At 68.2% G+C, this 15,256-nt stretch carries 15 protein-coding genes; 6 read left to right on the top strand and 9 right to left on the bottom strand.

Annotated features, from left to right (window positions below):
• Position 1 precedes the first annotated feature (1 nt).
• The 6 genes from AB5S05_RS12540 to bioB form a co-directional block, all read right to left on the bottom strand.
• On the bottom strand, positions 2-295 hold the full coding sequence (locus tag AB5S05_RS12540; RefSeq protein WP_369287865.1) for a hypothetical protein: 294 nt from the start codon (positions 293-295) through the stop codon (positions 2-4).
• Positions 296-390: 95 nt separating this feature from the next.
• Positions 391-1,080: a dethiobiotin synthase gene (bioD, locus tag AB5S05_RS12535; protein WP_369287864.1), complete on the bottom strand. Its 690-nt coding sequence runs from the start codon at positions 1,078-1,080 to the stop codon at positions 391-393.
• Between the two features lies 1 nt (position 1,081).
• On the bottom strand, positions 1,082-1,885 hold the full coding sequence (gene bioC, locus AB5S05_RS12530) for a malonyl-ACP O-methyltransferase BioC (protein WP_369287863.1): 804 nt from the start codon (positions 1,883-1,885) through the stop codon (positions 1,082-1,084).
• The gene (locus AB5S05_RS12525) at positions 1,878-2,609 is read right to left on the bottom strand and encodes an alpha/beta fold hydrolase (protein WP_369287862.1); all 732 of its coding nucleotides are present in this window, start codon (positions 2,607-2,609) and stop codon (positions 1,878-1,880) included. The genes bioC and AB5S05_RS12525 overlap by 8 nt, the downstream gene beginning before the upstream one ends.
• Complete coding sequence (bioF, locus tag AB5S05_RS12520; protein WP_369287861.1) at positions 2,602-3,783, bottom strand: 8-amino-7-oxononanoate synthase; 1,182 nt, start codon at positions 3,781-3,783, stop codon at positions 2,602-2,604. The genes AB5S05_RS12525 and bioF overlap by 8 nt, the downstream gene beginning before the upstream one ends.
• Before the next feature lie 105 nt (positions 3,784-3,888).
• Positions 3,889-4,944, bottom strand: coding sequence for a biotin synthase BioB (bioB, locus tag AB5S05_RS12515; protein WP_369287860.1), 1,056 nt, complete (start codon positions 4,942-4,944; stop codon positions 3,889-3,891).
• An 80-nt stretch (positions 4,945-5,024) separates the two neighbouring features.
• On the opposite strand from bioB, the gene AB5S05_RS12510 reads away from it, so the two are divergent.
• The 3 genes from AB5S05_RS12510 to rarD all read left to right on the top strand — a co-directional run bounded on the left by AB5S05_RS12510 (position 5,025) and on the right by rarD (position 7,855).
• Positions 5,025-5,759 carry a ComFC family protein gene (locus tag AB5S05_RS12510; RefSeq protein ID WP_369287859.1) on the top strand — a complete coding sequence of 245 codons (735 nt, stop codon included), beginning with the start codon at positions 5,025-5,027 and terminating at the stop codon, positions 5,757-5,759.
• Positions 5,760-5,833: 74 nt separating this feature from the next.
• Positions 5,834-6,808, top strand: coding sequence for a serine/threonine protein kinase (locus tag AB5S05_RS12505; RefSeq protein ID WP_369287858.1), 975 nt, complete (start codon positions 5,834-5,836; stop codon positions 6,806-6,808).
• 159 nt (positions 6,809-6,967) lie between these two features.
• Positions 6,968-7,855: an EamA family transporter RarD gene (gene rarD, locus AB5S05_RS12500; RefSeq protein ID WP_369287857.1), complete on the top strand. Its 888-nt coding sequence runs from the start codon at positions 6,968-6,970 to the stop codon at positions 7,853-7,855.
• A 255-nt stretch (positions 7,856-8,110) separates the two neighbouring features.
• Here the strand turns inward: rarD and AB5S05_RS12495 are convergent, their stop codons facing one another.
• Complete coding sequence (locus tag AB5S05_RS12495; RefSeq protein ID WP_369287856.1) at positions 8,111-8,629, bottom strand: glycine cleavage system transcriptional repressor; 519 nt, start codon at positions 8,627-8,629, stop codon at positions 8,111-8,113.
• Between the two features lie 57 nt (positions 8,630-8,686).
• A complete protein-coding gene (locus tag AB5S05_RS12490) occupies positions 8,687-9,148 on the bottom strand; it encodes a GNAT family N-acetyltransferase (protein WP_369287855.1) in 462 nt (153 codons plus the stop codon).
• Between the two features lie 297 nt (positions 9,149-9,445).
• Between AB5S05_RS12490 and AB5S05_RS12485 the strand changes: the two genes are divergently transcribed.
• Positions 9,446-11,623, top strand: a complete 2,178-nt coding sequence (locus AB5S05_RS12485; RefSeq protein ID WP_369287854.1) for a malate synthase G — start codon at positions 9,446-9,448, stop codon at positions 11,621-11,623.
• 52 nt (positions 11,624-11,675) lie between these two features.
• On the opposite strand, the gene AB5S05_RS12480 is transcribed toward AB5S05_RS12485, so the two are convergent.
• A complete protein-coding gene (locus tag AB5S05_RS12480; protein ID WP_369287853.1) occupies positions 11,676-12,428 on the bottom strand; it encodes a glutathione S-transferase family protein in 753 nt (250 codons plus the stop codon).
• A 165-nt stretch (positions 12,429-12,593) separates the two neighbouring features.
• Between AB5S05_RS12480 and AB5S05_RS12475 the strand changes: the two genes are divergently transcribed.
• Positions 12,594-14,525: a putative nucleotidyltransferase substrate binding domain-containing protein gene (locus AB5S05_RS12475; protein ID WP_369287852.1), complete on the top strand. Its 1,932-nt coding sequence runs from the start codon at positions 12,594-12,596 to the stop codon at positions 14,523-14,525.
• Complete coding sequence (locus tag AB5S05_RS12470; protein ID WP_369287851.1) at positions 14,522-15,232, top strand: 3'-5' exonuclease; 711 nt, start codon at positions 14,522-14,524, stop codon at positions 15,230-15,232. The genes AB5S05_RS12475 and AB5S05_RS12470 overlap by 4 nt, the downstream gene beginning before the upstream one ends.
• Positions 15,233-15,256 lie beyond the last annotated feature (24 nt).

The following is a 15,256-nucleotide window of genomic DNA, read 5'->3' as shown; positions in this document are numbered from 1 at the left end:
ATCAGGCCGTGGTGTCGATCAGGGTACCCAGCACTTCATCGGCGGTCTTCACCAGCCTGGCCCCGGTCTTCGCTTCGTTCTCGCCGATGCGCAGGGCGACCAGGCTCTCGGTCAGATCTGGACGGCGTTCCTCAGCGGTTTGAGACGCGGCGCCGACCTGGGTCTGCGGCGGCGTCTGCACCGGCGCCGGGACAACGGCATTGCCGGCGATATCGGCGGCGGCCTGCTCGACCCGGCGCTGTCCGGACTGCAGGGCGCTGATGCCCGAACTGAAGGCGCTGGCGGAGATTTCCATGGGCAGACTCCCGCTGAAGAGGTGATCGGTGAGCTGTATTGAAGCAGAAAAGACCGGCAATACGTACGAGCAAATGGCTATCGCTTTGCCGGCGCTTATAGCTCGAGATCGAGCAGGGCCAGGTCGAGGTGCGCCGCCACCGCCGCTGGCGTCGCCTTGGCCAACCGGGGCACCCGTCCCAGGCAGGGCGCCGGCAAACGCTCGGCGAGGGTCGCCAGGTTCTCTTCCAGACGCGAGGTCTGCGGGTCGACCACGTTGGCCACCCAGCCCGCCAATGGCAGGCCGTCGCGGGCGATGGCCTCGGCGGTCAGCACCGCCTGGTTGATGCAGCCCAGGCGCACGCCGACCACCAGGATCACCGGCAGCTTCAAGGCGACCACCAGGTCCGAGAGCGATGCCTGTCCGGCCAGGGGCACCCGCCAGCCTCCGGCGCCTTCGACCAGGGTCAGGTCGGCACCCTTGTCGAGAATCTTCTGCACCGGCGCGCGCAAAGCCGTCACGTCCAGCACCACACCGACTTCACGGGCCGCCAGGTGCGGGGCGATGGCCGGTTCGAAGGCCAGCGGATTGACCTCCTCGTAGCGCAGGGCCAGGGTGCATTCGCCCAGCAGGGCCAGGGCATCCTCGTTGCGCAGCCCCTCGCGGGTGCGGGCACAACCGGACGCCACCGGCTTGGCCGCGGCAGTGGACAAGCCGGCCAGGCGGGCCGCGTGCAGCAGGCCGGCGGCGATGGTGGTCTTTCCAATCTCAGTATCGGTGCCGGTAACGAAGTAGACCTGGCTCATTTCAAGAAGGTTCCTTGCGCAGTACGCCATAGACCACCTGGTAGGTGGCCGGCAGTCCCAGGGGCTCACGGAAACGCTCGTAGGCCTCGACCAGGGCGCGGATCCGCGCGCGGCCGGTCAGGCCGCCGGGACGTCCGGGGTTGAGGTTGTGTGCGCCCAAGGCTTTCAACTCGTGGGTGAGGCTGCGCAGGTCGGGGAAATGCAGCACCTCGGCCTGTCGCTCCAGCGTCAGCAGTTGCAGGCCACTGGCCGCGCAAAGCGCCTGGTAGTCCTCGAAGCGGCGGAAACGGTTGACGTGGACCAGCCCGTCCACCGCCTGCCAGCTGTCGCGCAGCTCCTGCAGGGTGCCGACGCACAGGCTGCTGAAGGCCAGCACCCCGCCCGGGCGCAGGACCCGCTCGGCCTCGCCCAGCACCGCCGGGAAATCCGCGCACCACTGCAGCGCCAGGCTGGAGAACAGCAGCTCGCAACTGGCCTCGCGCAGCGGCAGCCGTTCGGCATCGCCGGCGACGAACTGGCGCGCGCCGCCCAGTGGCCGGGCGTGGCGCAGCATGCCTTCGGCGATATCCAGGGCCACACCCTCGGCGCCGGCGAAGCGCTGGCTGAGGACGCGGCTGAAATGCCCGGTCCCGCAGCCCAGGTCCAGCCAACGCCGCAGCGCCAGCTCGGCCGGCAGGCGCGCCAGCAGCTCGCCGCCCACGTGGCGCTGCAGCGCGGCGACGCTGTCATAGCTGTCCGCCGCGCGGGAAAAGGACGCGGCGACCTGGCGCTTGTCCGGCAGCCCCGCCAGGGCCTGATCAGTCATCGCCGGCCTCGTGCAGGAAAGCCTGGATCGCCGCCGCCACTTCATGAGGGCGCTCCAGGGGGAAGGCATGGCTGGCCGCATCGATCAGGCCAATTTCGACGTCCGGCAGCAAGGCCAGCAGTGCCGGCGCCGCCGCGGCCGGCACCAGCGCATCGGCGCCGGCAAACAGGTGCAGTTGCGGGCCGACGAAGGCCTGCAGGGCGGCGCGGGTATCCAGCGCGGCGAGCAGGTCCAGGCCGGCCAACAGGACCTCGGGGGTGTCGTGCGGCGCCGCCCCCAGCAACAGGCGCGACAAACCGCGCGGGTCGCCGGCGCCCTGGCTGCAGAGCAGGGCGAAGCGCTTGAGGGTGGCGCGCGCATCATCGGCGCAGCCCTGGCGGAAGGCGGCGAAGGTTTCGGCCGGCATCGCCGAGGGCCAGTCGCTTGCGGCGACGAAGCGGGCATTGCTGGCCAGGCACAACAGGCCGGCGCAGTGCTCGCCGCGGCGTGCCGCCAGTTCGGCGGCGAGCATGCCGCCGAGCGACCAGCCGCCGAGCCAGGCGTCCTGGGCCAGGTTGCCATCCAGTTCGTCGAGCCACTCGGCCGGATCGGCGCAGCCCAGCGGCGGCAGCGGCTCGATCTCCACCCGCAACTGCGGATCGATACCACGCAGGGCCTCGGCCAGCGGCTCGAGCGGCGCCGTGCCCAGACCCCAGCCCGGCAGCAGGATCAGGCGATCACGCATCCACGGGTTCTCCCTCGGTCAGCAGCGGCCAGCAGTCGGCCAGGGCCTCCAGCAGCAACTCCAGCTGTTCGCCAGTGTGGGCCGCGGACAGGGTCACCCGCAGGCGCGCGCTGCCGACCGGTACGGTCGGTGGACGAATAGCGGTGACCAGCAGGCCGCGCTCGCGCAGCAGCTGCGACAGGCGCAGGGCCCGCTGGCTGTCGCCGACCAGGATCGGCTGGATCGGCGTGGCGCTGTCCATCAGCTGCAGGCCGATCGCCTCGGCGCCCTCGCGGAAGCGCCTGATCAGCGCGCTCAGGTGCTCGCGCCGCCAGTGTTCGCCGCGCAGCAGCTCCAGGCTCTTGAGGGTGGCGCAGGCCAGCGCCGGTGGCTGGCTGGTGGTGTAGATGTAGGGGCGGGCGAACTGCACCAGGGTCTCGATCAGCTCCTCGCTGCCGGCGACGAAGGCCCCGGCGGTGCCGAAGGCCTTGCCCAGGGTGCCGACCAGTACCTGGACGTCTTCGATGCCCAGGCCGAAGTGCTCGACGATGCCACCGCCGCTGGCACCGAGCGGGCCGAAGCCGTGGGCGTCGTCGACCATCACCCAGGCGTCGCGCTTACGCGCCTCGGCGCACAGCGCCGGCAGGTCGGCCAGGTCGCCGTCCATGCTGAACACCCCATCGGTCACCACCAGGCAGTTGCCGCCGGCCTTCTGCAGGCGGCTGGCCAGGCTGGCCGCATCGTTGTGCAGGTAGCGCGAGAAGCGCGCGCCGGACAGCAGACCGGCATCCAGCAGGGACGCATGGTTGAGGCGATCCTCCAGCACCGTATCGCCCTGCCCCAGCAGCGCGGTGACCGCGCCGAGGTTGGCCATGTAGCCGGTGGAGAACAGCAGCGCGCGCGGCCTGCCGGTGAATTCGGCGAGGGCTTCCTCCAGCTCGTGGTGCGGTGTGCTGTGGCCGATCACCAGGTGCGAGGCGCCGCCGCCGACGCCCCAGCGTGCCGCGCCGGCCTGCCAGGCCTCGATCACCTGGGGGTGATTGGCCAGGCCGAGGTAGTCGTTGGAGCAGAAGGCCAGCAGCTCTTGGCCGTCGACCCGCACCCGCGGGCCTTGCGGCGAATCCAGCAGGGGGCGCTGGCGGTAGAGATTGGCCGCCCGGCGTTCGGCGAGACGTGAGGCGAGATCGAAGCTCATGGCAACACTCGGTGGATAACCGCAAGCGGGTTATCCACCCTACAGAGGACTATGTAGGGTGGATCGGAGCGCATAGCTGGCGCGTCATCCATCCACCGCGCGACTTCAGACTGCGGCGTTGTAGAACAGCTTGGAGTCGCGCTGCTCGACCAGGGCCTGTTCGATGGCCGCCTGGTGCACCTCGTCGGCGTGCTCCTGGCGCTCTTCCGGCTTGATGCCGAGGCGCGCGAACAGCTGCATGTCCTTGTCGGCCTGCGGGTTGGCGGTGGTCAGCAGCTTCTCGCCGTAGAAGATCGAGTTGGCGCCGGCGAAGAAGGCCAGGGCCTGCATCTGCTCGTTCATCGCCTCGCGGCCGGCGGACAGGCGCACGTGGGACTGCGGCATCATGATTCGCGCCACCGCCAGCATGCGGATGAAATCGAAGGGGTCGACATCCTGCTCGTCGGCCAGCGGCGTGCCCTTGACCTTGACCAGCATGTTGATCGGCACCGACTCCGGGTGTTCCGGCAGGTTGGCCAACTGGATCAGCAGGCCGGCGCGGTCGTCCAGCGACTCGCCCATGCCGAGAATGCCGCCGGAGCAGATCTTCATCCCCGCATCGCGCACATGGGCCAGGGTTTCCAGGCGATCGGCATAGGTGCGGGTGGTGATGATATTGCCGTAGAACTCCGGCGAGGTGTCCAGGTTGTGGTTGTAGTAGTCCAGGCCGGCCTCGGCCAGGGCCGCGGTCTGCTCCTTGTCCAGCTTGCCCAGGGTCATGCAGGTTTCCAGGCCCATGGCCTTGACGCCCTTGACCATCTCCAGCACGTAGGGCATGTCCTTGGCCGACGGGTGCTTCCAGGCCGCGCCCATGCAGAAGCGGGTGGAGCCGATTGACTTGGCCTCGGCGGCCGCCTGCAGGACCTTCTGCACTTCCAGCAGCTTTTCCTTGTCCAGGCCAGTGTTGTAGTGGCCGGATTGCGGGCAGTACTTGCAGTCTTCCGGGCAGGCGCCGGTCTTGATCGACAGCAGGGTCGAGACCTGCACGCGGTTGGCATCGAAGTGCGCGCGGTGCACGGTCTGCGCCTGGAACAGCAGGTCGTTGAAGGGTTGTTCGAAGAGCGCCTTGACCTCGGCGAGGGTCCAGTCGTGACGCGGGTTGGCGGCGGTAGTGGCGCTCATGGGATTTTCCTTGTTGGGGCTGGCAGCCTGCTAGAGTCAGCAGGCGGTACACGGATGTCCGGCATATTTATGGAAGCCCAATGCGCTGTCAACCCGATCGAAGCCGCCAGGTCTACAACTGGTTAAAAACCACTCAACACTGCAGCCTCTGCGACGAAGCCGCCGATACCGCCTATTCGCTGTGCAGCGGCTGCGAGGCGGAGCTGCCCTGGCTCGGCGAACACTGCCGGGTCTGCGCGCTGCCGCTGCTCGGCGCCGGACTCACCTGCGGCGGCTGCCTGCGCCGCGCACCGCGCTTCGACCGGGTCGAGGCGCCCTGGCGCTATGCCTTTCCAATCGACAGCCTGATCACCCGCTTCAAGCACCAAGCCAAGTGGCCACTGGGCCGCCTGCTCGGTGAGCTGCTGGCACGCCACCTGCGCCATGCCTTCGACGAGGGCCTGACGCGCCCCGACCTGCTGCTGCCGGTGCCCCTGGGCGAGCGCCGCCAGCGCCAGCGCGGCTTCAACCAGGCCGAACTGCTCGCCGGCTGGCTCGGTGAACAGCTGCGGCTGCCGCTGCAGGCGGCCTGGCTCAGGCGCACCAGCGACACCCCGGCCCAGCAGCAGCTGGACGCCGCCGCGCGCCAACGCAACCTGCGCCGCGCCTTCGCCCTCGCCCCTGCAAGCCGGGTCAGCGGCCTGCACCTGGCGCTGGTCGACGACGTGCTGACCACCGGTGCCACCGCCGACTGCCTGGCGCGTCTGCTCAAGCGGGCCGGTGCGGCGCGGGTCGATGTGTACTGCCTGGCACGCACGCCCAAGCCTGGCGACTGAAGCGCCGGCCAAGTCGTTCAGCGCCTACCCGGCCAATGGCGCTACACTCGCAGGCCCTGTACTGGAAGTCGCTCATGTCCCACCCCTTTGCCACCCTGACCCCCGATCTGGTCCTGGATGCCGTGGAAAGCCTCGGCTATCTCAGCGACGCCCGCGTGCTGGCGCTGAACAGCTACGAGAACCGCGTCTATCAGGTGGGCATCGAGGACCAGACGCCGCTGATCGCCAAGTTCTACCGGCCGCAGCGCTGGAGCGACGCGGCGATCCGCGAGGAACACGGCTTCACCTTCGAGCTGGCCGAGTGCGAGGTGCCGGTGGTGGCGCCGCTGGCACGCGATGGCGAGACCCTGTTCGAGCATGCCGGCTTCCGCTTCGCCCTGTTCCCCCGTCGCGGCGGCCGCGCCCCGGAGCCGGGCAACCTCGACCAGCTGTACCGCCTCGGCCAGTTGCTCGGGCGCCTGCACGCGGTCGGCTCGCTCAGGCCCTTCGTCCACCGCGAACACCTTGGCGTGGACAACTACGGCCACGCCTCGCTGGCCACCCTGCTCGACGGCGACTTCATCCCGCGCAGCCTGCTGCCGGCCTATGAGTCGGTGGCCCGTGACCTGCTCAGACGCCTGGACGCGCTGTTCGCCGACAATTCCTATCAGCGGATCCGCCTGCACGGCGACTGCCACCCCGGCAACCTGCTGTGCCGCGACGAGACCTTCCACATGGTCGACCTCGACGACTGCCGCATGGGCCCGGCGGTGCAGGACCTGTGGATGATGCTGGCCGGCGAACGCCATGAGCGGCTCGGCCAGCTGTCGGAACTGATGGACGGCTACCAGGAATTCCACGACTTCAACCCGCGCGAACTGGTGCTGACCGAAGGCCTGCGGGCCCTGCGCCTGATGCACTACAGTGCCTGGCTGGCGCGACGCTGGGACGACCCGGCCTTCCCCATGAGCTTTCCCTGGTTCGGCAGCGAACGCTACTGGGGCGAGCAGATCCTGATGCTGCGCGAACAACTGGCAGCGCTGGACGAAGAGCCGCTGAAGCTGTTCTGAGGCGCTTGCCCCTGGCCACGAACGGCAGCGTGGCCCCTGTAAAGCCTGCGTGACGACATTTGCTGGTTTGCCCGGCCAGAAAAACCTGAGCCCACAGACAAGTAGCGGTCGCGGGACTAGAATCCAGGGCTTTCGTTAGTTGCCTATACAAGGACTTGCATGGCCACCGTCAACCCGCGCCGCGGGTACCTCCTCGGGCTGACCGCCTACATCATCTGGGGCCTGTTCCCCCTCTACTTCAAGGCCATCCAGAACGTCCCCGCGCTGGAAATCATCGTCCATCGGGCGCTCTGGTCGGCCGTGTTCGGCGCCGCCCTGCTGCTGCTCTGGAAACACCCCGGGTGGCTGCGCGAACTGCGCGACAATCCCCGGCGCCTGGCCGTGCTGGCCGCCTGCGGGCTGCTGATCGCCTGCAACTGGCTGGTCTATGTATGGGCGGTGAACAACGGGCGCATGCTCGAGGCCAGCCTTGGTTACTACATCAACCCGCTGGTAAACGTGCTGCTCGGCCTGCTGCTGCTCGGCGAACGCCTGCGCCGCCTGCAGTGGCTGGCCGTGGGCCTTGCCGCGCTGGGCGTGGCGCAGCAGGTCTGGCAGCTCGGCAGTCTGCCATGGGTTTCCCTGGCGCTGGCGCTGACCTTCGGCTTCTACGGGCTGATCCGCAAGCAGGCGCCGGTCGCCGCCCTGCCCGGCCTGGTGGTGGAAACCTGGCTGCTGCTGCCGCTGGCCCTCGGCTGGCTGCTGTTCAACCCGACCGCCATGAGCAGCCAGGCGGCATTCTGGGAAACCCCCGCCTCGCTCTGGCTGATCGCCGCCGGCCCGATCACCCTGGTGCCGCTGGTGTGCTTCAACGCCGCGGCGCGCCACCTGCCCTACACCACCCTGGGCTTCCTCCAGTACATCGCGCCGACCCTGGTGCTGCTGCTGGCGGTGTTCGTCTTCGGCGAGCACTTCGAGCCGAGCAAGCTGCTGGCCTTCATCTGTATCTGGGCCGGCCTGGCGCTTTACAGCCTGGACGCCTGGCTGACCCTGCGCCGCCGCGCCTGAGGCGATCGTCCGGGCGCGGGCGAAGGCCGCGCCTGGACAAAAAACGCTCAACCGGCCGCAGGCCGCGCCCGCCGCGGCGCGCAGCCGGTCATCCCGACCTTATCCACAGAACCATCCCCGACCTGTGTGCACAAGTCGTTGAAAATGCTGCTTTTTTAATCAACCACAGGCAAGCCGCGAGCCACTAGCGCCAGCCGCGGGACTCCCCAGGTTATCCACAGCGATACCCACCTCGGCCGTGGATATCCAGCGCCATCACTGTTCGGCGCGCAGATTGAGCTCGACCATCAGTTCATCGGCGAGGGTTTCCAGGCTGCCTTGCAGCGTTTCCAGGGCCATGCCCTGGGGCGCCGCGAGCAGGGCTTCGGCATGGAACAGGGATTCACCGCTCATCGGTGCCGGCACCACCTCGGTGACCAGGCTCTCCAGATTGACCCCCTGCTCGGCAAGCAAGCGGGTGATGTCGCGGATGATCCCCGGGCGATCATTGCCGACCAGATCGAGCAGGATTGGCGTCCAGCTGCCGGCCGGCTCGCCGCCGCCGTCCTCGAAGAGCACGCGAATGCCCTGAGCGCCCAGAGCCTGCAGGGCGCCCATCAGTTCGGCGCGGCTCTCGTCAGGCACGGCGACGCGCAGGATGCCGGCGAACTGCCCGGACATCCGCGACATGCGGCTTTCCAGCCAGTTGCCACCGTGATCGGCCACGCACTGGGCGAGACGTTCGACCAGGCCCGGCTGATCCCGGGCGATGACCGTAAGTACCAGATGATCCATGACAAACCTCGCTTTGTGGTTTTGCGCTGGGCCGGGTCGCTCGGCGCACGGGATAGATCAGCGTCCGGTCTGGCCGGGCAGCTCTAGCCAATAGGTATAGAACACTTGATCGCGGACATAGCCCAGGCGCTCGTACAGGGCCTGGCCGGCCAGGTTGGTTCTGGCCGTCTCCAGCTGCAGGCCGCAGGCACCACTGGCCTCGGCATGGGCACGCGCGGCATTCATCAGCGCTTCGCCGATGCCCTGGCGGCGCGCGGCGGCATCCACATAGAGATCGCTCAGCAGCCAGGCCGGCCGCAATGCCAGGGAGGCGAACTGCGGGTAGAGTTGGACGAAGCCCTGGGCCAGGCCTTGCTCGTCACGAGCGATGATGATGGTCGAGTCGCCACGACGCAGGCGCGTGGCCAGAAAGGTGCGCACCTCGGCCAGCGGCTTAGCCACTCGATAGAACGCCAGATAAGCGGCGAACAAGGGCGCCAGGTCCTCGAGATCGGCTTCTGTGGCAGCCTCTATGGCCATGGGGTGTCGGCTCCGGGCACAGTCGCCAGCAGTATAGCCAGGGCTTCAGCCGGAAGAAGCGGGAATCTACGACCAATTACCTGTGTACACTTTTTTAATCTTTATGAAACAATAACGAGCATTGATTGCGACAAAAAGCCGCACACGGTGACTGCAAAGCACTTCTTGGTCGCAGAGCGACGCTTACCCCCCTGATTTTCCCTAGATCTTGATGTAGTATGCCGCGGCTCGGACTACATGACTAAATTCCAGGTCCGACGCGGCTATTGAGTAGAGCTGAGCAGAGTGAGGCAAGTGATGACTGAACGCGTTCAAGTAGGCAGCCTGCAGGTTGCCAAAGTGCTGTTCGACTTCGTGAACAACGAAGCCATCCCCGGGACCGGCATCGCTGCCGACGCGTTCTGGGCGGGAGCCGAAGCCGTGATCAACGAGCTGGCCCCGAAAAACCGTGCCCTGCTCGCCAAACGCGACCAGATCCAGGCGCAGATCGACGCCTGGCACCAGGCCCGCGCCGGTCAAGCCCATGATGCGGCCGCCTACAAGGCCTTCCTCCAGGAAATCGGCTACCTGTTGCCGGAGCCGGCCGACTTCCAGGTCAGCACCGCCAACGTCGACGACGAGATCGCCCGCCTGGCCGGCCCGCAGCTGGTGGTGCCGGTGATGAACGCGCGCTTCGCCCTGAATGCCTCGAACGCCCGCTGGGGCTCGCTGTACGACGCCCTCTACGGCACCGACGTGATCAGCGAAGCCGGCGGCGCCGAGAAGGGCCGCGGCTACAACAAGGTCCGCGGCGACAAGGTCATCGCCTTCGCCCGCGCCTTCCTCGACGAAGCCGCGCCACTGGCCGCCGGCTCCCACGTCGACTCCACCGGCTACCGCATCGAAGCCGGCAAGCTGGTGGTCAGCCTCAAGGGCGGCAGCAACAGCGGCCTGCGCGACGACGCCCAGCTGATCGGCTTCCAGGGCGACGCCGCGGCGCCGGTCGCGGTGCTGCTCAAGCACAATGGCCTGCACTTCGAGATCCAGATCGACGCCAGCACCCCGGTCGGCCAGACCGACGCGGCCGGGGTCAAGGACGTGCTGATGGAAGCCGCCCTGACCACCATCATGGACTGCGAGGACTCGGTCGCCGCGGTCGACGCCGATGACAAGGTGGTGGTCTACAAGAACTGGCTCGGCCTGATGAAGGGCGACCTGGCCGAAGTGGTGACCAAGGGTGACAAGAGCTTTACCCGCACCATGAACCCGGACCGGGTTTACACCCAGGCCGACGGCAGCGAGCTGACCCTGCACGGGCGCAGCCTGCTGTTCGTGCGCAACGTCGGTCACCTGATGACCAACCCGGCGATCCTCGACGCCGCCGGCAACGAGATTCCGGAAGGCATCCAGGACGCGCTGTTCACCAGCCTGATCGCCATCCACAACCTCAACGGCAACACCAGCCGCAAGAACACCCGCACCGGCAGCGTGTACATCGTCAAGCCGAAGATGCACGGCCCGGAAGAAGTGGCCTTCACCAGCGAGATCTTCGCTCGCGTCGAGGACGTCCTCGGCCTGCCGCGCAACACCCTGAAGGTCGGCATCATGGACGAGGAGCGGCGCACCACCGTCAACCTCAAGGCCTGCATCCAGCAAGCCCGCGAGCGTGTGGTGTTCATCAACACCGGCTTCCTCGACCGCACCGGTGACGAGATTCACACCTCCATGGAAGCCGGCGCCGTGGTGCGCAAGGCCGCCATGAAGGCCGAGAAGTGGATCGCCGCCTACGAAGACAACAACGTCGACGTCGGCCTGGCCACCGGCCTGCAGGGCCGTGCGCAGATCGGCAAGGGCATGTGGGCCATGCCCGACCTGATGGCCGGCATGCTCGAGCAGAAGATCGCCCACCCGCTGGCCGGCGCCAACACCGCCTGGGTACCCTCGCCGACCGCCGCCACCCTGCACGCCCTGCACTACCACAAGGTCGACGTGTTCGCCCGCCAGGCCGAGCTGGCCAAGCGCACCCCGGCCTCGGTCGACGACATCCTGTGCATCCCGCTGGCCAAGGACACCAACTGGTCGGCCGAGGAAATCCAGAACGAACTGGACAACAACGCCCAGGGCATCCTCGGCTACGTGGTGCGCTGGATCGACCAGGGCGTCGGCTGCTCCAAGGTGCCGGACATCAACGACGTCGGCCTGATGGAGGACCGCGCCACCCTGCGCATCTCCAGCCAGCTGCTGGCCAACTGGCTGCGCCACGGCATCGCCAGCGAGGAGCAGATCGTCGCCAGCCTCAAGCGCATGGCCCCGGTGGTCGACCGGCAGAACGCGGGTGACCCGCTGTACCGTCCGCTGGCGCCGGACTTCGACAGCAACATCGCCTTCCAGGCCGCCCTGGAACTGGTGATCGAAGGCGCCAAGCAGCCCAACGGCTACACCGAGCCGGTGCTGCACCGCCGCCGCCGCGAATTCAAGGCCGCCAACGGCCTCTGATTCGCAGCGCAGAAAAAACCGCCCTCCGGGGCGGTTTTTTTATGGCCGGTGGTCAGCCGCGGCTCATCGGCCCGAGTACCGGCTGGGCGCGCAAGTGGCTGCGTGCACTGAGCGGTGCACCAGCCTGGCGCAGGGCCTCGCGCTGCTCGGCGATGGGCGTGCGCGCGGCGACCGTCTCGTATGCGCCAAGCCGGGCGAACGCCGGCAGCGCCAGGGCAGTGTCGACCAGGGCGGCCAGCCTCGGCCAGCGCGCGGCGTCGACGCGGTAACGGACGAACTGGGCGTTGCGCAGGAAGCAGGCGATGGCGATGTCGGCGATCGACAGCTCGCCGAACAGCCAGCCCTGGGCCGGCAGCCGGGCCTCCAGATAGTCGAAGATGGCCGGCAGGTCCTCGTCGTAGGTCTTCTGCAGCAGCGCCTGGTCCGGCTCGCGGCCCCACACCGCGCGGCCGATCGCCAGCTGGTTGAACAGCTGCCAGATCACCACCTGGCCCATGCGGCTGTCGGCATACTCCTCCAGCCAGCGGGCCTGGGCGCGCACGGCGATATCCGCCGGGTACAGGCACGGCTGCGGGTAGCGCTCCTCCAGGTACTGGCAGATCACCGAGGAATCGTTGAGCACCAGGTCGCCGTCGACCAGCACCGGAATCTGCCGCAGCGGGCTGAGACGGGCGAACTCGTCGTCACCGTAGAAGGGCACGATCGGGTCGATCTGGTAGGGCACACCCTTGAGCTCGAGCAGCACCAGGGCCTTGCGCACATAGGGGGACAGGTAGGAGCCGATGATCAGCAACGGTTGCGTCATGGGAAGGTCCTTGTTGTCGATGGGCAGAACGCAGTCTTGCCCTGAACCGCGCTTCTGTACAGCGGGCGGGAGGTCGGTCCGATGCCAGCGACTAGACTTACGTCCAATTTGCAGCCGTCGCCGCGCGGCCGACCATAGTCCCCCAGCAAACCGTCGAGAGCGCCCATGAGCAAAGCGGATGCCTTCAGCCAGGCAGGCAGGGCCGCGGTACTGCAGAACATCCACGGCACCGTGGAGTTCCTGCAGAAGTTCCCGCCCTTCAACCAGATGGACATGGCCCACCTGGCCTACCTGGTGGAACACTGCCAGCTGCGTTTCTACGGCGAGGGTGAGACCATCATCAAGCCGGCCGACGGACCGGTCGAACACTTCTACATCGTCAAGCAGGGCCGGGTGCACGGCGAGCGGCCGCATTCGGCCCGACGCGGCACCGAGACCACCTTCGAGATCACCACTGGCGAGTGCTTCCCGCTGGCCGCCCTGATCGGCGAGCGCGCCACCCGCACCGAGCACCTGGCCGCCGAGGATACCTTCTGCCTGCTGCTGAGCAAGGCCGCCTTCGTCAAGCTGTTCGCCGTGTCCAACCCACTGCGCGACTTCGCCCTGCGCGGGGTCAGCAGCCTGCTCGACCAGGTCAACCAGCAGGTCCAGCTGCGCGCGGTGGAGACCCTCGGCGCCCAGTATTCGCTGGACACCCGCCTGGGCGAACTGGCCATGCGCCAGCCGATCGGCTGCGCGCCCGATACGCCGCTGCGCGAGGCGGTCAAGCAGATGCACGAGCAGCACGTCGGCAGCATCGTCATCGTCGACCCGGCGCTCAAGCCGCTGGGCATCTTCACCCTGCGCGACCTGCGCCGGGTGGTGGCCGACGGCGAGAGCCTGGACCAGCCGATCGCCAAGCTGATGACCCCGGAGCCCTTCCACCTGGCGCCCGACGCCAGTGCCTTCGACGCGGCCATCGCCATGACCGAGCGGCATATCGCCCACGTCTGCCTGGTCGAGCACGAGAAGCTCTGCGGGGTGGTCTCCGAGCGCGACCTGTTCAGCCTGCAGCGCGTCGACCTGGTCCACCTGGCGCGCACCATCCGCCACGCCGGACGGGTCGAGACCCTGAGCGCGCTGCGCGAAGACATCCGCCAGCTGGTCGACCGCATGCTCGCCCACGGCGCCAGCTCGACCCAGATCACCCACATCATCACCCTGCTCAACGACCACACCGTGTGCCGGGTGATCGAGCTGACCCTGGAAGACCTCGGCGATCCTGGCGTGCCCTTCACCTGGCTGTGCTTCGGCAGCGAGGGCCGCCGCGAACAGACCCTGCACACCGACCAGGACAACGGCATCCTGTTCGAAGCGGCGGACAAGACCGAGGCCGCCGAGATACGCCGGCGCCTGCTGCCGCTGGCCGCCGAGATCAACCAGCGCCTGGCGCAGTGCGGCTTCACCCTGTGCAAGGGCAACATCATGGCCGGCAACCCCGAGTTGTGCCTGTCGCGCCAGGAGTGGACCCGGCGCTTCGCCGGTTTCATCGACGAGGCCACCCCGGAGAACCTGCTGGCCTCGAGCATCTACTTCGACATGCGCGTGGTCTGGGGCCCGCCGGACGGCTGCGAACAGGTGCGCGAAGACCTGCTGCGGCGCATCCGCGGCCACAGCCTGTTCCAGCGCATGATGGCCGAGAACGCCCTGCGCCAGCGCCCGCCGGTCGGCCGCTTCCGCGATTTCGTGGTGGCCCGCAAGGGCGCCGAGAAGGACACCCTGGACCTCAAGGTGCAGGGCCTGACGCCCTTCGTCGACGGCGCCCGGCTGCTCGCCCTGGCTAACGGCATCGAGGCCTGCAACACTCTGGAGCGCCTGCGCGAGCTGATCGCCAAGGGCGTGATCGAGAAGCTCGATGGCGCCGCCTTCGAAGAGGCCTATCACTTCATCCAGCAGACCCGCATGCAACAGCACCAGCTGCAGGCCCGCGAGCAGCAGCCCTACTCCAACCGCCTCGACCCGGACAGCCTCAACCACCTGGACCGGCGCATCCTGCGCGAGTCCTTCCGCCAGGCCCAGCGCCTGCAGAGCAGCCTGGCCCTGAGGTATCAGCTATGAGCCAGTTCACCTGGTTCAGCGCCCGCGGCCCGGCCTTGCGCGAGGCCCAGCTCGATCGCCGCGCCCGCCTGCCGGCGCCCGCCGCTCTCGACCGGCGCCCGCTGGGCGAGCAGCGTCTGGTGGTGCTGGACCTGGAAACCAGCGGCCTGGACACCAAGCGTGACCAGGTGCTGTCGATCGGCGCGGTGGTGATCGAGCACGGCGCCATCGACCTCGGCCAGCAGTTCGAGTGCACCCTGCAGCGAGCGGATCACCGGCTCAACGCCAGCGTGCTGATCCATGGCCTGGCACCCAGCGCCATTGCCGCCGGCAGCGAGCCGGCCGAGGCGCTGCTGGCCTTCATGGAGTTCGTCGGCGACAGCCCGCTGCTGGCCTTCCACGCCGCCTTCGACCAACGCATGCTCGCCCGCGCCCTCAAACAGAGCCTGGGCCAGCGCCTGCGCCACCCCTTCTTCGACGTCGCCGAGTTGGCCCCCCTGCTCTGCCCGCAGGCGAAGATCCCGCGCGGGGGGCTGGACGACTGGACCCGCCACTTCGGCCTGCAGGTCCACCAACGCCACCATGCCAGCGCCGATGCCCTGGTCACCGCCGAGCTGGCGCTGATCCTGTTCAGCCAGGCACGCCGCCAGCAGCTCGACAGTCTGCTGGTGCTGCAAGAGCGCCTGAGCGGCTGGCGCCGCCGCCAGCGCGCCCACCAGCTGGCGTAGGGTGGATCGGGGCGACGAGTCGGT

The organism is Pseudomonas zhanjiangensis, from assembly GCF_041027545.1.
GTDB classification, from domain to species: domain Bacteria; phylum Pseudomonadota; class Gammaproteobacteria; order Pseudomonadales; family Pseudomonadaceae; genus Aquipseudomonas; species Aquipseudomonas zhanjiangensis.
This window is presented reverse-complemented; position numbering and strand designations above follow the sequence as displayed.

Bases quoted from the DNA above. Each gene is read 5' to 3' on its own strand.
- AB5S05_RS12540 (WP_369287865.1), bottom strand. From the start codon at position 295: ATGGAAATCTCCGCCAGCGCCTTCAGTTCGGGCATCAGCGCCCTGCAG.
- bioD (WP_369287864.1), bottom strand. From the start codon at position 1,080: ATGAGCCAGGTCTACTTCGTTACCGGCACCGATACTGAGATTGGAAAG.
- bioC (WP_369287863.1), bottom strand. From the start codon at position 1,885: ATGACTGATCAGGCCCTGGCGGGGCTGCCGGACAAGCGCCAGGTCGCC.
- AB5S05_RS12525 (WP_369287862.1), bottom strand. From the start codon at position 2,609: ATGCGTGATCGCCTGATCCTGCTGCCGGGCTGGGGTCTGGGCACGGCG.
- bioF (WP_369287861.1), bottom strand. From the start codon at position 3,783: ATGAGCTTCGATCTCGCCTCACGTCTCGCCGAACGCCGGGCGGCCAAT.
- bioB (WP_369287860.1), bottom strand. From the start codon at position 4,944: ATGAGCGCCACTACCGCCGCCAACCCGCGTCACGACTGGACCCTCGCC.
- AB5S05_RS12510 (WP_369287859.1), top strand. From the start codon at position 5,025: ATGCGCTGTCAACCCGATCGAAGCCGCCAGGTCTACAACTGGTTAAAA.
- AB5S05_RS12505 (WP_369287858.1), top strand. From the start codon at position 5,834: ATGTCCCACCCCTTTGCCACCCTGACCCCCGATCTGGTCCTGGATGCC.
- rarD (WP_369287857.1), top strand. From the start codon at position 6,968: ATGGCCACCGTCAACCCGCGCCGCGGGTACCTCCTCGGGCTGACCGCC.
- AB5S05_RS12495 (WP_369287856.1), bottom strand. From the start codon at position 8,629: ATGGATCATCTGGTACTTACGGTCATCGCCCGGGATCAGCCGGGCCTG.
- AB5S05_RS12490 (WP_369287855.1), bottom strand. From the start codon at position 9,148: ATGGCCATAGAGGCTGCCACAGAAGCCGATCTCGAGGACCTGGCGCCC.
- AB5S05_RS12485 (WP_369287854.1), top strand. From the start codon at position 9,446: ATGACTGAACGCGTTCAAGTAGGCAGCCTGCAGGTTGCCAAAGTGCTG.
- AB5S05_RS12480 (WP_369287853.1), bottom strand. From the start codon at position 12,428: ATGACGCAACCGTTGCTGATCATCGGCTCCTACCTGTCCCCCTATGTG.
- AB5S05_RS12475 (WP_369287852.1), top strand. From the start codon at position 12,594: ATGAGCAAAGCGGATGCCTTCAGCCAGGCAGGCAGGGCCGCGGTACTG.
- AB5S05_RS12470 (WP_369287851.1), top strand. From the start codon at position 14,522: ATGAGCCAGTTCACCTGGTTCAGCGCCCGCGGCCCGGCCTTGCGCGAG.